11 protein-coding genes are annotated in these 16160 nt (G+C 42.2%); 8 read left to right on the top strand and 3 right to left on the bottom strand.

From position 1 onward, the window contains the following. Positions 1-34: 34 nt before the first annotated feature. The 3 genes from DXA54_RS10455 to DXA54_RS10445 all read right to left on the bottom strand — a co-directional run bounded on the left by DXA54_RS10455 (position 35) and on the right by DXA54_RS10445 (position 3068). Positions 35-1237, bottom strand: a complete 1203-nt coding sequence (locus DXA54_RS10455; protein WP_004302855.1) for a TlpA disulfide reductase family protein — start codon at positions 1235-1237, stop codon at positions 35-37. A 63-nt stretch (positions 1238-1300) separates the two neighbouring features. Further along, positions 1301-2644 (bottom strand): dihydrolipoyl dehydrogenase, encoded by a 1344-nt coding sequence (gene lpdA / locus DXA54_RS10450; RefSeq protein ID WP_004302853.1) that lies wholly within the window; start codon positions 2642-2644, stop codon positions 1301-1303. 13 nt (positions 2645-2657) lie between these two features. After that, the gene (locus DXA54_RS10445) at positions 2658-3068 is read right to left on the bottom strand and encodes a PH domain-containing protein (RefSeq protein ID WP_004302851.1); all 411 of its coding nucleotides are present in this window, start codon (positions 3066-3068) and stop codon (positions 2658-2660) included. 106 nt (positions 3069-3174) lie between these two features. Between DXA54_RS10445 and nadB the strand changes: the two genes are divergently transcribed. The 8 genes from nadB to DXA54_RS10405 all read left to right on the top strand — a co-directional run bounded on the left by nadB (position 3175) and on the right by DXA54_RS10405 (position 15959). Beyond that, positions 3175-4746, top strand: coding sequence for an L-aspartate oxidase (nadB, locus tag DXA54_RS10440; protein ID WP_004298834.1), 1572 nt, complete (start codon positions 3175-3177; stop codon positions 4744-4746). 2 nt (positions 4747-4748) lie between these two features. After that, positions 4749-5024 (top strand): DUF4884 domain-containing protein, encoded by a 276-nt coding sequence (locus DXA54_RS10435; RefSeq protein WP_004312856.1) that lies wholly within the window; start codon positions 4749-4751, stop codon positions 5022-5024. Between the two features lie 467 nt (positions 5025-5491). Beyond that, positions 5492-6553 (top strand): glycoside hydrolase family 130 protein, encoded by a 1062-nt coding sequence (locus DXA54_RS10430; protein ID WP_120079422.1) that lies wholly within the window; start codon positions 5492-5494, stop codon positions 6551-6553. Next, on the top strand, positions 6553-7815 hold the full coding sequence (locus DXA54_RS10425) for an MFS transporter (RefSeq protein WP_120079420.1): 1263 nt from the start codon (positions 6553-6555) through the stop codon (positions 7813-7815). Before DXA54_RS10430 ends, DXA54_RS10425 begins: the two co-directional genes overlap by 1 nt. After that, complete coding sequence (locus DXA54_RS10420) at positions 7799-9532, top strand: hypothetical protein (protein ID WP_120079418.1); 1734 nt, start codon at positions 7799-7801, stop codon at positions 9530-9532. The genes DXA54_RS10425 and DXA54_RS10420 overlap by 17 nt, the downstream gene beginning before the upstream one ends. Positions 9533-9549: 17 nt before the next feature. Continuing rightward, positions 9550-12618 (top strand): SusC/RagA family TonB-linked outer membrane protein, encoded by a 3069-nt coding sequence (locus DXA54_RS10415; protein WP_120079416.1) that lies wholly within the window; start codon positions 9550-9552, stop codon positions 12616-12618. A 24-nt stretch (positions 12619-12642) separates the two neighbouring features. Then, positions 12643-14196, top strand: a complete 1554-nt coding sequence (locus tag DXA54_RS10410) for a RagB/SusD family nutrient uptake outer membrane protein (protein WP_117513314.1) — start codon at positions 12643-12645, stop codon at positions 14194-14196. Positions 14197-14255: 59 nt separating this feature from the next. Further along, entirely contained in the window at positions 14256-15959 is a 1704-nt protein-coding gene (locus tag DXA54_RS10405) for a hypothetical protein (protein WP_117513312.1), read from the top strand. Positions 15960-16160: the final 201 nt, after the last annotated feature.

Genomic DNA, 16160 nt, shown 5'->3' with positions numbered 1-16160 from the left:
ATGACATCAACAAATGATCGTATCTTACCTCTATCTATTTCAAGTTTTTCTCTACCTGTCCAAGAAGCGAACCGGCGCCATAGCCGGACCATACATCCTGGATTTTTCCATCAGGGGCAATCAATACATAATGAGGGATTCCCCGTACCTGATAGTTTAGGGCAAGACCGGTACGTCCTTTACGAAGTTCGTTCCACTGGTTACCGCCCATTCCTTTCGTCTTGATATACTCTTTCCAACGTGCTTTCGGGTCCTCACTAATACTAATCACAGTCATTTTATCCTTGTACAGATCCATCACCTTCTCCATTTCAGGTATCGACTCCACGCAAGGACCACACCCGCTACTCCAGAAATCGAGTAAGATGAATTTTCCTTTGAACTCGGAAATATGACGGAGAGAATCATTCGCATCATATAGGTCTCCATCCACCATCATATCTCCAACTCCTACGGTAGCGGGAGGATAAACATAGGCTGTAATCTCCTGTCCGTCGCCTGTTTGTTTATCGGCTTCAGACATTCGGGCATAGAGTTTTTTCACCTCTTCTTTATAAGGCATGATGGTTTCATATTTCATCATGGAAGCAAACAACAATAATCTATCCATCCACACCGGGGAGACGGGAGCTTCTTCCATGTATTCCATTTCCTTTTTCCAGATTTCCTGCTGCAACGGCATGGACAGTTTCCGGATAGAATCTATCTTGGCCCACGCCTGACTTTCAAACTCCCGGTCGCCCGGATGGTCTATGAACATCATCCGTTGCCAGTCATATTCCGCTGCCATGTATTGCATCAATTCTTTCTGTTGGGCCATCGCGCAAGCCGTAAAGCGATTTTCTTCCTGCTGTTCCGGCACATCGCTTACTACTTCCCATGTTTTCACTAGTTTATCCTGCCCCTTGATTTCGATGTATTCCCCCGGTGCGATCCACACTTCCAGCCATGTACCCGGGAAGCCCCGGTTATCAGACATAATCAGCATTTTCCGTGTGGTAGAAACCGTGTCGCGGAAAGAGAACTGCCCATTCATAAGCGTATCTCTCAAGACACAGTTGAGAATATTTCCGTCTTCCTCGTACAGGCCGATCACAATGCTGTCAGGAAGATTGGCCAGTTCGCCCTGAATCAAATATTCATTGGCAGCAACTGACGCTTTACGATTGGATGTACAACGACACATCACCATACAAACTATTGCCAATAAGACCGGAGTGATTATATATTTTCTCATCATATATTCGATTTATAAGTAAGATACCCGCATCAATGACTGATGCCAGATATCGGAATCCATTTATAGAGCTTCCCGGAAGATTTCTCCTACCGTGGGATGTGGGAAAACAATCTTTTTCCATTGCGCTGCCGTCAGTCCGAGTTCAATGGCAGTTCCCGCAAGAGTGATAATCTCCGAAGCCGGATTTCCCAACACATGAGCGCCAATCACCCGCTGCTGTTCATCCAGCAATACTTTGCAGACTCCGTTCACGCCTTCATTCTCCGCCACAAAACGGCCGGAGTAAGCCATCGGAAGTTTGATAACCTGATAATTGATTCCTTTCGTTGAGGCCGACTCCTCCGTTTCACCCACTCCGGCAATCTCCGGATTGGTATAGACTACGCCCGGAATAGCCCGATAACTCATGGCATCTTCCTTTCCCAAGATGGAATGTACGGCAACTTCCGCTTCACGAACAGCCGTATGGGCGAGCAAAGAGAATCCTGTCAGGTCACCACAAACATACACGTCCGGCACAGAAGTCTGCATCTTTTCATTAACTCTGATAGCACCACGCTCCGTCTGCTCCAAATTCAGGTTTTCGAGCCCGAAACCTTTCGTCACAGGACGGCGACCGACGCTCATCAACAGCTTTTCTGCAATGACACTGCCGTTTCCCTCTGCGTTCTCATAAGAAACAACAGCTCCTTCTTCCGTTTGCGACAAGCCGACCACTCTCGTACTAAGCAGGAATTTAATACCTCGTTTTGTATATTCTGCACGGAGCAAAGCGGAAAGCTCCTTATCCATTCCACCCAGGATTTCGTCCATCATCTCAACCACCGTCACCTGTACTCCCAAACTATTGAAGAACGACGCAAACTCCATACCGATTACCCCGCCACCAACAATAGCCAAAGAAGCCGGCAATTCTTTACTGTCCAAAGCATCCCTGTGCGTCCAGTAGTTCACCGCGTCCACTCCCGGAATAGGGGGAATGAAAGTTTCCGAGCCTGTACAAAGTATCAGGTTCTCCCCTTCGTAAATTTCCTCCCCGCAGCGAACCGTATTTTTATCAATGATCTGCGCTTCTCCCGATACGATTGTAACATTGTTGGCAGTCAGCTTCGCTTTCACTCCCAGCACCAGTTTACGCACTACCTTACTTTTACGAGCTATTATCTTAGGCAAATCGAAAGAGACTTCCGGGATATTGACTGCATACTTCGATGCATGTTTTGCACTGTCATAAGTCTTTGCCGAATACAACAATGTTTTCGTAGGAATACAGCCTTCGTTCAGACAGACGCCACCCAGACTATTCTTTTCGATAAGCAATACGCTCAAACCGCCTTTACCGGCAGCTTCGGCAGCCGTATATCCCGCAGGACCGCCACCGATGATAATCACTTGATATTTCATAGTATATAATCAGTTACTCTTTTATCTTCTTTTCAAACATTCTCTTTTCGAGTAGTTCTGCAAATTCCTGTTCCTTGACAGGCATCACCGAAACAAACTTTCCTTTTCCGTATTCTATCAGGATATAATCCGTCACCGAGAAACGGCCGAATTTCATGGAATGGTATTTCCTGACTGCAGTAATTTCGGAAAGCGGGATGATCTTCTTGCGAATAAAACGACCACGTGAGACTTCCAGATCACCATTTGTTGTCAATGTATAAGTAGTGTGTATAATTTGTTCGATCACTACAATCAGCATCAACATAAACAGTACTGCCACCAAGATATACTTACACCACAATGCGCCGACGGCATTCACAGTAAGCACCACCAACAGGAAATATTGGTACCAGGCGATGCGCGCATGAAATATTCGATTCATTTTGTCAGATTTTTGCCTGCAAGGTAGCAATTTTATGAATTAGTGACAACGAAAAGTACAACGAAGTAACTTATTTTGTAGCTTTGCGGTGAGAAATAACAAGATTATGGTAAGAAAATTCGATTTCCTCGTTATCGGTTCCGGAATTGCCGGTATGAGTTTTGCGCTGAAAGTGGCGCACAAAGGTAAAGTTGCTCTTATCTGTAAAAGTGGGCTGGAAGAAGCCAATACGTACTTCGCCCAGGGAGGTGTAGCCTCCGTCACCAACCTTCTGGTGGATAATTTCGACAAGCACATTGAAGACACAATGATTGCCGGCGACTGGATCAGTAACCGTGCCGCAGTAGAAAAGGTAGTGCGCGAAGCTCCCGCACAAATTGAAGAACTGATTAAGTGGGGAGTGGATTTTGACAAAAACGAGAAAGGCGAATTTGACTTGCACCGCGAAGGCGGACATTCGGAGTTCCGTATTCTTCACCATAAAGACAATACAGGAGCAGAAATTCAAGACAGCCTGATTAAAGCCGTACAACGCCATCCGAATATCACGGTCATCGAAAACCAGTTTGCCATTGAAATCTTGACACAGCATCACCTGGGAGTGACTGTAACCCGCCAGACACCGGACATCAAATGTTATGGTGCTTATATCCTCGATCCGAAAACGGGAAAAGTAGATACCTATCTTGCTAAAGTGACGCTGATGGCTACCGGTGGAGTAGGAGCCGTTTATAAAACAACCACTAACCCGCTAGTCGCTACCGGAGACGGTATCGCCATGGTTTACCGTGCCAAAGGTACGGTGAAGGATATGGAGTTTGTACAATTCCACCCTACCGCCCTGTATCATCCGGGAGACCGCCCTTCTTTCCTGATAACGGAAGCAATGCGTGGTTACGGAGGTGTACTGCGTACAATGGACGGCAAAGAGTTCATGCAGAAATATGATCCCCGTCTTTCACTCGCTCCCCGTGACATCGTGGCACGCGCCATCGACAACGAGATGAAGAACCGTGGAGACGACCATGTATATCTGGACGTCACCCACAAAGATCCCGAAGAAACAAAGAAACACTTCCCCAATATCTACGAAAAATGTCTTAGCCTGGGCATCGACATCACGAAAGATTATATCCCGGTAGCCCCGGCCGCCCATTATCTCTGCGGAGGTATCCTTGTCGACTTGGACGGACAATCTTCCATCGAACGTCTTTATGCCGTGGGAGAATGTTCCTGCACAGGATTGCATGGAGGCAACCGCCTGGCTTCCAACTCACTGATAGAAGCAGTCGTATATGCCGACGCTGCCGCCAAGCACAGTCTACAAGTGGTCGATCAATATTCTTATAATGAAGATATTCCCGAATGGAACGATGAAGGAACCCGTTCGCCGGAAGAAATGGTGCTCATTACGCAAAGTATGAAGGAAGTGAACCAGATTATGAGTACGTATGTAGGTATTGTCCGCAGCGACCTCCGTCTAAAACGTGCCTGGGACAGACTCGATATTATCTACGAAGAGACTGAAAGCCTGTTCAAACGCAGCGTAGCGTCCAGAGAAATCTGCGAATTGCGTAATATGGTGAATGTGGGTTATCTGATTATGCGCCAAGCAATGGAACGTAAGGAAAGCCGCGGATTACATTATACGATAGATTATCCTCACGTGAAGAAATGATTATGAAAACATTGATTCGGACCTTTATTCTTTTCTTCTGCATAACGGGACTAGCTTCCTGCTATGCAGGTATTCCACTGAAAAGCGGAAAATCGGAAAATAACCAGACTTATGAAGTCAGTTATCTGTTCGAGCACGACGGAGTGAAAGTGTACCGTTTTCTCGATCTGGGAAACTATGTGTATTTCACGACCCGGGGAGATGTAACCAGTATCAAGAATGATTCAACAAGAAAAAGGACAATTACTATTTATAAAGACAGTATACCAAACCGATAACGAAAAGAGGCTGTCTAACAAATTTCTTTTTAACGGCTTCACCTCTATCAAACAAACTCTGACAGATTATGTACGATAGATTATCCGTACGTGAAGAAATAGGATTTACAGTATTATTTTTATTAAAAAGAAAAAACAAGAGGCTTCCTCAAATTATATTTTTGAGTTTGGCCTCTTATTTTTTTATCTTTATATGTTTCTTTTGCACTCCTCAAAGAAACTATACTATACACTTATGAGAATATAATACACTTCAACGAACTGCGCATCCATCTATAAATCAAGTATTTAAATAGCAACAGCATATAAATACGAATATCTCTGCCTCTTCTAAAATCATTCCCTAATATCATCCTCTTAAAAACATGTTCTTGAGCATGTGTACACCTCTTTGAGAATATAGTAAACGCTTTCCTGTCTCTCATCTCATACTTTTGTTCACAGAAATAATCACTAATCGAAATATTATGGATATAGCTAAAAGATGTGAGCAGAACCCCCTACTGGCTCCAAAAGATTTAAAAGCGGGAATCAACGGAATGGAAATTACATGTTTGTTAAATCCCGGAGTTTTCAAATATCAAGGCAAAATTTGGTTACTTTTGCGCGTCGCAGAGAGACCTATACAGAAAGAAGGAATTATCAGTTTTCCTATATACAATGAACAAGGAAAAATAGAAGTGGTTTCGTTTTTAAAGAATGATCCCGATTTGGATGCTTCAGACCCACGCGTTATCGGTTACAAAGGAAAGAATTATCTGACTACGATGTCTTACTTACGATTGGTTTCAAGTACCGACGGTATTCACTTCAAAGATGAACCGGAATTTCCACCCATTTTCGGAAAAGGAGAGCTGGAAGCATTCGGCATTGAGGATTGCCGTGTTGCAACAACCGAAGATGGTTTTTACCTTACTTTCACAGAAGTATCGTCGGTAGCTGTAGGGGTCGGACTGATTCACACCAATGATTGGAAAAACTATACACGGCATGGAATGATATTCCCACCGCATAATAAAGATTGTGCATTGTTCGAACAGAAGATAGGTGACAAGTATTTCGCTCTTCATCGCCCAAGCAGTCCCGAACTTGGTGGCAATTATATATGGTTGGCAGAATCGCCCGACCGCTTGCATTGGGGAAATCACAAATGTGTGGCAACCACTCGTGACGGAATGTGGGATTGCGCACGTGTAGGGGCAGGGGCAGCTCCAATAAAGACAGAAGAAGGCTGGCTGGAGATTTATCATGGAGCCGATTTTAATCACCGTTATTGCTTGGGGGCTTTATTACTCGATTTAAATGACCCATCGAAAGTGATTGCAAGAAGTGAAGAACCTATCATGGAACCTATCGCCGCTTATGAGCAAACAGGTTTCTTCGGAAATGTAGTTTTCACTAATGGGCATTTGGTGGACGGCGATACGATAACCATGTATTATGGAGCAAGCGATGAAGTGATTTGTAAGGCAGAGCTTTCCATTTCAGAGATATTAAACGTATTAAAAAAACAGACACAAAAGAAGTAATGAATAAACTGAAAAAAGAATATCTGTTCTTTAAGCAACAGGAACCTAACATGAGAACACTGTTGGTTACCAATATGCTTTATGCATTGGTACTACCGATAGTAGAAATCTTTGTGGGAGCCTATATCATGAGAAATACGAGTGACCCCGTGATGGTTGCTTTTTATCAGCTGGCAATGTATATAGGCATCATTACTACCTCTCTTGTTAACGGTTATCTGCTAAAGAAATACAGTGTGAAGACGCTTTATTCGGTAGGAATCCTGGTAAGTGGCATTTCCATGTTCGGTATGATGACTATCAAGTCACTTGGCTTCGTCGAACTTGGTCTGGCCGGCTTTTTAATGGGAGCAGCTTCTGGTTTCTTCTGGACCAACCGATACCTGCTGGCTCTCTATAATACCAACGACAACAGCCGTAACTATTTCTTCGGACTAGAGTCTTTCTTCTTTTCTATTACCTCCATCGGTGTTCCTTTAATTATAGGCGCATTTATCAGCCAGATAGATGGAAAAGAAGTTTTCGGATTCCTCTTCAATATCAATACCTCTTACTGTGTAGTTACGATGGCAGCAGTAGTCATTACCGTTATCGCCTGCATGACACTGTGGAAAGGTAAATTCGAGAACCCCAAAGAAACGAACTTCCTCTATTTCCGCTTCAACATACTTTGGAAAAAAATGCTGTGGCTAGCCGGATTGAAAGGAATGGTTCAAGGTTTTTTAGTAACGGCACCGGCTATATTGGTATTGAAGCTGGTAGGAGATGAAGGAGCGTTAGGATTGATTCAGGGAGTTAGCGGAGCATTGACCGCTGTCCTGGTGTATGTATTAGGACGTATGGCCCGCCCGCAAGACCGTTTGAAAATATTTGTAGGAGGACTAATCGTATTCTTTGTCGGTACACTATTCAACGGTATTCTCTTCTCTGCTACGGGAGTGATCCTTTTCGTCCTTTGCAAAGTGATATTCCAGCCTTTGTTCGACCTGGCTTACTTCCCCATTATGATGAGAACAATTGATGCAGTTGCAAAGATTGAGAATAGAAACGATTATGCATATATCCTAAGTCATGAGTTCGGCCTTTTCCTTGGAAGAGCTTTCGGTTTACTACTGTTTATCTTCCTTGCTTATTGTGTATCGCAGGATTTTGCATTGAAATATGCGCTGGTGATTGTTGCCGGATTACAATTAGCGGCATATCCTTTGGCTAAGAATATTACTAATCAAACTGATACTATTGAACATGAAAATGACAAGTAAAGGTGTTTTTGTACTTATGACCGTTTGTTTTCTGGCATCTTGCTCGGGCAACGGAAATAACTTTGGTGAAAAGGTAAAGCAGGTTTCCATCCATAGGGTAGACTCTATGCCTGATATGCCTGAAACTTATAAAATGCTGGACTGGAAGCAAAAAGCCCAAAAGTATGACCAGTTTATTTTTGACTGGAATAATAAAAGTGAAGTCGGACCATTAATCTGGTTAGATGACGCCCGCAGAAATATGGACCAGACTACATTTGGCTTATATACTGCCATTAAAGATATTCGTCAGGGAAAGAATGCCAATAACGGAGAGTTCCATGAAAGTCTGAACTCATTGGCTGCTATTCTTGGTGCCGGCCTTGTAGGGATTGACAAGACGAATCAAGACGGATATAACTATGTAAAAATGGTGCAGAATTATTTCAATTCTGATAACGGCTGGAATATAGTCATGAACAATACGACTCCGTCAGTAGCCCTTTTAGGAGGAGGCTATGGCCGCGACTGGTGGTATGATGTATTACCCAATGCCTTATATTATGCTATTTGCGATGTTTTCCCCAATGTAGACGGGGCAGAGAAGATACAAAAAAGCATTGCGGAGCAGTTTGTTAAAGCAGATTCCGTATTGAATGGAAATTACGACTATTCTTATTTTGACTATGCACAAATGAAAGGAATGGTGAATAATATTCCATTGCAACAAGACGCCGCCGGTGGCCATGCTTATGTATTGTTGTGTGCTTATCATAAGTTTGGCGATCCACGTTATCTGCAACATAGTAAGAGTGCTATCGAAGCCCTGCTTGCCCAGAAAGAAAGCCGTTTTTACGAGGCTCTTTTACCACTCGGAGTGTATACGGCAGCCTATTTGAATGCAGTAGAGGGGGCTAACTATGATGTAGCCAAACTTCTTGATTGGGTATTTGACGGATGTAAAAGCCCTGCAGGAAGAACCGGTTGGGGGATTATTGTAGGAAAATGGGGTGATTATGATGTAAGTGGTCTGCAAGGAAGTATCACAGACGGCGGAGGATATGCATTCCTTATGAACAGTATCAAACCCGCCTGGCCTTTCATTCCGATGGTGAAATATCAGCCTCAATATGCAAAAGCTATCGGCAAGTGGATGTTGAACAATGCAAGTGCATGTCGTTTGTTCTATCCGGGGGAAATAGATGAAACACATCAATGGGCTCCGGAATTGAAGGACATTACTTATGATAATGTTTCTTATGAAGGTTTACGAAAAACGGATGACTATGGAAAAGCATCATTAAAAGGGGTTAGTCCGGTTGCAATCGGCGATGGTCCCAAATGGATAAAAGGTAATCCGACGGAAAGCATGTTCAGTGTTTACAGCTCTTCTCCTGTTGGTATTTTGGGGGCCATTGTTTGTCAAACGAATGTGGAGGGTATTCTCCGGTTGGATTGTAATATCACAGACTTCTATACAGAGAAACCTTATCCGGTCTATCTCTATTATAACCCTCATAAAGAGACCAAAACCATTACTTATCAAGCTACCCAACCATGCGATTTGTTTGATATTGTTGCCAAAGAATATATAGCAAAAAATATAAAGACAAATGGCTCCGTTGAGATCCTGGCCAACGACGCAAGAGTAATTGTGGAACTCCCCGCCGGAACAGAATTAGAACTGAAAGATGGTAAGATTATTGCGAATAAACAAAATATCATTTCATATAATTAAATCTAAGTGTATAAACTATGAGTAAGCATTTATTATTATTCATTCTTATTCTTGCTGTTTGCACAAATGTCTTTGCACAGCAAACCAAGAGTATTTCGGGTGTGGTATACGACAGTAATACCGGAGAGGCTTTAATTGGAGTTTCTGTTCTTGAAGTGGGAACGACCAATGGTACTATCACTGATTTTGACGGTAGATATACATTAAAAGTATCGTCAAATAAAATTTCATTCTCGTATGTAGGTTTTAAAACTGAAATTGTAGACGTAACAAATAGCGGAACGTACAATGTAAATCTAGTGTCCGATAATGAATTGGATGAGGTTGTAGTGATTGGTTACGGTACTCAAAGAAAGAGTGACCTTACCGGTGCTTTGGCTTCTATAAGTAGTAAGGATATTAAGAACTATGCAGTGTCCAATGCATCCGAACTACTTACAGGTAAGGCAGCCGGCGTATTTGTTGCCGCCAGTTCCGGCCAGCCGGGATCGGATGCAGTGATCCGCGTGAGAGGTTTAGGGACCGTCAATGACAACAATCCATTGTACGTAGTTGATGGACAGTTCATGGATAACATCAGCAGCCTGAATCCATCTGATATTGAACGTATGGAAGTATTAAAAGATGCTTCAGCCTGCGCTATCTATGGTTCGAGAGGTTCTAATGGAGTAATCCTCATTACTACCAAGGGAGGGGTGAAAGGTGAAACGACTGTAACATTGGATGCTTATGTAGGTGTAAAAAACAGTTATAAAGCATTGAACATGATGAACAGCGACCAATACTACAACTTCATCATGAAAGCGTATGAAAATGATGCAAGCTTTCAAAACTCAATGAAGGATAAGTTTACCAATCAGTATCAGAAAGGTTATAATACCAACTGGTGGAATGAAGTAACCCGTACAGCTTTCAACCAGAACTATAATCTAAGCATCCGTAAGGGGACAGATAATTCGAGATCTTCTTTAAGTTTAGGATATGTAGACGATCAGGGTGCAATCATCACTACTGAATTCAAGAGACTTTCACTTAAAGCGAATCTTGAATATGATATTAACAAATTTATCACTGTTGGCGCCAATGTCAATCTGGCAAAGATAAGAAAACGTGACGCAGGAGCAATTCCTTCATTCGATTTCATTCAAAAAGCTGATCCTTTTACCCCTGTTATCAGCCCGTTGGTAGATCCGTCTTCTGAAAATTACGAATATAACAAATATGCGCCTACCGAGTGGTCTTACGACCCTAATCCGGTAGCCATGCTCGAACTTCCTAATAGATACAATGACATATTCAATGTATTTGGTAATGTGTTTGCCCAAATCAAATTGTATAAAGGATTGAGCTATCGGGTACAGTATAGCTTCGAAAGATACCATGATACTTTCAAAGACTTCCGCCCTGTCTATTCGTCTACTTTTTCGGAAGATAACTTAGCGAATCAGGAAAGTAAATATAATAAAGAAACTCAATTGAATAATAATAGCGCTGTTACTTCTAATTATCAAGTGGAACAACGCCTTAACTACAACACGACAATAGGCAGGCATAAACTGGACGCAATGGTTGCCATGACTTATGAGAAGAACAGCAGCGAAGGCATTAATGCATTTAAGAGAAAGGCTTTAGGTAACGATGAAATCTATCAGATACTTGATGCACAAACAGCCGGAGATAACACCTCGGGAGGTAAAGAAACATCTTCTATGTTGTCGTACCTGGGACGTATCAACTATGTATATGATGACAGATACCTTGCTACAGTCAATTTCCGTGCCGACGGTTCTTCAAGATTTGCCAAACGTAACCGTTGGGGCTATTTCCCATCAGTTTCATTAGGTTGGAGAGTGAGCAATGAAGAATTCTTTAAGAACCTGAACATTGAAAATACAATTTCCAATTTAAAACTGCGTGTAGGTTGGGGACAGAATGGTAACCAACGAATTGATAGAGACGCGCCTCTTACGTTGATTGGCACCAATAATGAGAATCAGTGGTACTTTGGAAACGGGTACTCACAAGGTTACGTCCCGACTTATGTGGGAAATGCAGATATCAAATGGGAAACCAGCCAGCAAACCAATGTCGGTTTAGATATGTCTTTCTTTAAAAACAGCCTTGATGTAAGTATGGACTTTTATGTAAAGAAAACAAGTGACATGTTGCTGAATATGCCTATTCCTTCTTTTGGCGCCTTCCCTAACAGCCCCTTCTTTAATGCGGGAGACTTGAAGAATACCGGTTTTGAAATAGTAGTCAACTACCGTAACCAGATAGGAAAAGACTTTAATTACAATGTAGGGCTGAACATGTCTACTTATAAGACAGAGGTAACCAAACTTACATCGGAATATTTGAGTGGGAATACCAGCCGTACGTATGTAGGAGGTCCTATCGGACGTTTCTGGGGGTACAAACAAATAGGAATATTCCAGAATCAGGAAGAGATAGACAATTATGTGGATAAGAATGGTACCAAGATTCAGCCTAATGCACAACCGGGTGATTTTAAGTTTGCCAAATTAGGAGAATCAGGCGAATTGAACGATGATGATGACCGTACTTTTATCGGTGATCCTAATCCGGACCTCATTTATGGTTTCAACTTAGGATTCAGTTATAAGAACTTTGATGTAAGTATGGCATTCCAGGGAACTATTGGAAATGACATCTGGAACGTTGCTAAAGGAAGCCTTGCTTCAGCAGGACGCCAGAATGCGTTGGCGGATGCTTACACAAAAGCATGGACAAAAGACGGGGATTTGGATGCTGTATATCCACGCATAACCAACTCTGACTCTAACAACAATATGAGAGGTTCTTCTTTCTATGTGGAGAACGGTTCTTACCTGCGTTTGCAGAATATGCAAATAGGTTATACACTGCCGAGTCACATTTGCCAGAAGAGCAAACTGTTTTCAAGTTGTAGATTCTATGTGAGCGGTCAGAATATATTTACTTTAACCGGTTATTCCGGACTTGATCCGGAACTGGGTATCAATAACCCATTGGATATGGGAGTGGATACTACACGTTATCCGTCTTCACGTACATTCACTTTTGGAGTTAATTTGCAATTTTAAATCTAGCTAAAAAGACATTACATTATGAGAAAAATATTATTTATAATATGCTGGGCTCTTGCCGGAGTGGGGTTGTATAGCTGCTCTCTCGACGAACCAAGTTATGGTAAAACCACAAGCGATAATTATTATCAGAAGGAAAGCGATATTGAACAAGCCTTGACTGGAGCTTATCTTCAATTACGTACAACTTGGAATGAATATGCATTAAATCATTATTTTGTAGGTGATTGCAGTACGGATGATGCTCTAAAAGGAGGAGGAAATGACGGTGACCGTGCCGAAGTACGCGACTTGTCCGACTTTACGATCTACACAACCAATGGTGAAGTAGGACGTCGTTGGGAGATTCTGTACAGATTAATCAATCGCTGTAACGATGTGATTTATTATGCTCCTGATGCAATAGGAAACGAAGAACTATTGAAACGTTATGCAAACGAGGCAAAAGCATTGAGAGCATTCGGGTACTATTGTCTGGTCACTACATTCGGAGAAGTGCCTCTAATCACTACGCCGATGCAACCCGCTGAAATACTGCAAATACCCCGCTCCCCATTGGAGAAGGTATATGAATGTATTGTAAATGATTTAACTGATGCCTCCGCACTTCCTGCAAAAGGAGATTACTCTGAAGATGATGCTTATCGTGCAACACGTGGCTTTGCTAAAACAATGCTTGCTAAAACATACATGTTCAAAGGTGATTTTGCCTCTGCCGAAACTGTACTTCATGATATTATTGAAGTAGACAAAGACTATACATTGTTGAGCGATTACGGCATGAACTGGCGTACTGAATATGAAAACAGCTCGGAATCAGTATTTGAGATTGCTAACAAAGTATATGACAAAAACATAGCCACAGGTACCAATGTCCCTCACTTCTTCACAAGCAGACGCATCTCCGGTTATCAAGGATATGGATTTCACGTACCAACCCAAGATCTCCATGATGCCTTTGACGCAGATGACCCACGTATTACTTATGTATTCACACAAACTGGTGATAGATATAAAGGTGATACTGAAGCGCAGGACAATGCTGAATCTCCAAGCGGTTATCATGATTACAAGATGACTGTGCCAGCAGTAGAAAAAACAGGTTTCGACGTCTGGATGATTAGTTACAACATTCGTTTGATCCGTTATTCCGATGTTCTCTTGATGTATGCCGAAGTATTAAACGAAAATGGAAAACCAGGGCTTGCACTTCCTTACCTGAATGATGTAAGAGAAAGAGCCCGCAAAACTAATCCGATAGATCCGAGAAGAGATCAACAGGCGTATATCCCTGCTACAACAACTAATACACTGCCCGACATAACAGAAACCGACCAAGAGCGTCTGAAAGAAATCATCTGGAAGGAACGCCGTTGTGAATTAGCGATGGAAGGATGGAGACGGGATGATCTGATGAGACAAAAACGTTTCGGAACCGTTATGCGTGCTTATGCAACCAAATATAATACCTCGAAAGGTGCCAATTTTAGGGACGACAGAGATTATCTGTTTCCGATACCGCAAGGTGAAAGGGATAAGAGCAACAATATTCTTTCCCAAAATCCGGGTTTTTAATATGAATAAAATGAGGGGGCGGATTATAAAATCCGCCCTTTTTTAACAACCAACTGACCATGAAAAAGACATTATTATTTCTCGTAGCAGGTTTTTTCTTTCTCAACAACCTGCCGGCACAAAAGCCGATAGAACAAAAAGAGATCCGCTTAGTACAGTATATGCCCAATATACCTTTCCCCTATAAAATGAAAAACTGGAAAGATATAGCCACGAAACAGGACAGACTATTTTACGATTTCAACGCCAAAGGGCAGAACCTGCCTCTTATCTGGTGGGACGATTCGCAAGTAAACTTTCCATTCCGCACTTTCGGACTTCCAAGCTACGTAGATAAAAGACGGTTAGGAGGAAATTCTTATGAATCTCTTCCCACTATGGGCTCACTCATTAGTGCAAGTCTGATAGGAGTAGACAAAAGCAATGATGACGGAAAAGATTATGTATCAATGATACGACAATTCTTCAACAAGAAGAACGGAACCAATCTTATATTGAACGGCCTCGACAGGAAAGCCGGAGAAAGTTTCTGGTACGAGATATGGCCGGCAATGGCTTATTCGATGCTGGTAGATTTATATCCTCAAAAAACAGAGATGCAGGAGCCGATGAAGATCACTGTTGACAATTGGTATGCTGCTATCCAAGACTTGAGTGAAGGTAGAGAATATCCGGACTTCAACTTCACCGCCTTCAACTTTAAGAACCGTAAAGGGTACCATAATAAAGTATGGCGTGAACCGGATGCAGCCGCAGGACTTGCTTGGTTGCAATACATCTCCTGGATTAAATACGGAGATAAAAAGTATCTGAATGCTACACGCCAATGCATGGCATTCTTGCAAAACCGTCCCCAGAAAGAAGGTACTTTCTATGAGATAATGATGCCCTATGGGGCTTATCTGGCAGTGTGCATGAATGCGGAACTTGGAACTACTTATGATGAGCTGAAAATGCTGAACTGGTGCTTCGACGGTAATAATTCAGACCGTGACGGATGGGGAGTGATGTGTGAGCGTTGGAACAAATACGACGTACACGGATTGGTAGGACAAAAAAAGGATGAACAATATGCTTTTGCCATGAACACCTTTTCACAAGCTGCCGCACTTGTCCCAATTGTAAAATACAACCCGGCTTATGCTTCCACAATAGGCAAGTGGATGCTGAACCTGGCAAACGCCTGCCGCTTATTTTATGCAGACGAGCACCCCCGCAACCGTCAGTCGAGTTCTATCTGGGAAGGTGATCCTCAACACGTCATTTGCTATGAAGGATTGAGGAAGGATTTGTATCATGGCAATCATTTTGAACCGTTCCAGGGATTATTGTCCGATGAGGGTCCCTATGCTATTGGGGATCAAGTAAAAACCATGTCTTCAGCTACAGATATTTGCTTGTATGGCTCGGCCTGGGTGGGTATGCTAGCCTCTATTGTAGATACTACTAATGTGGAATGTATTCTTCAATTGGATTGTAATGCCACAGACTTTTATTCCACAAGAAAATATCCTACTTATCTTTTATTCAATCCTTATTTTGAAGCAAAAGAGGTAACTTTGAATCAACACTTTACGGAACCGACGGACTTGTACGATCTGGTATCCAAAAAATACATAAAGAAAAATTGTACCGGCGAAACAAGCATTATCCTGAACCCGGACAATGCCGTAACTATTGTTTGTATTCCTGCTTCCGCTAAAAAAACAAAGAAACATGGTAAATTGATTGTTGACGGTGAAATCGTAGATTATCGTTTGTAATTTTGACTATTCCACAATTGTATAAGTCCTCCGTTACCGATGAAAATATGCGCGGAATAAAATAAATTCCTTATATTTGCTATTATCCTAACCGTATAAATAACATTCATTTACATGAGAAACATCTTATACGCACAATTATTTTTTATTCTGATGGTTCTTCGTCAAATTTGGTGGTACTTCTTCTATTGTGAATAAATA

The sequence above is a fragment of the Bacteroides sp. OF03-11BH genome (assembly GCF_003604005.1).
In the GTDB taxonomy this organism is placed as follows: Bacteria; Bacteroidota; Bacteroidia; order Bacteroidales; family Bacteroidaceae; genus Bacteroides; species Bacteroides ovatus.
This window is presented reverse-complemented; position numbering and strand designations above follow the sequence as displayed.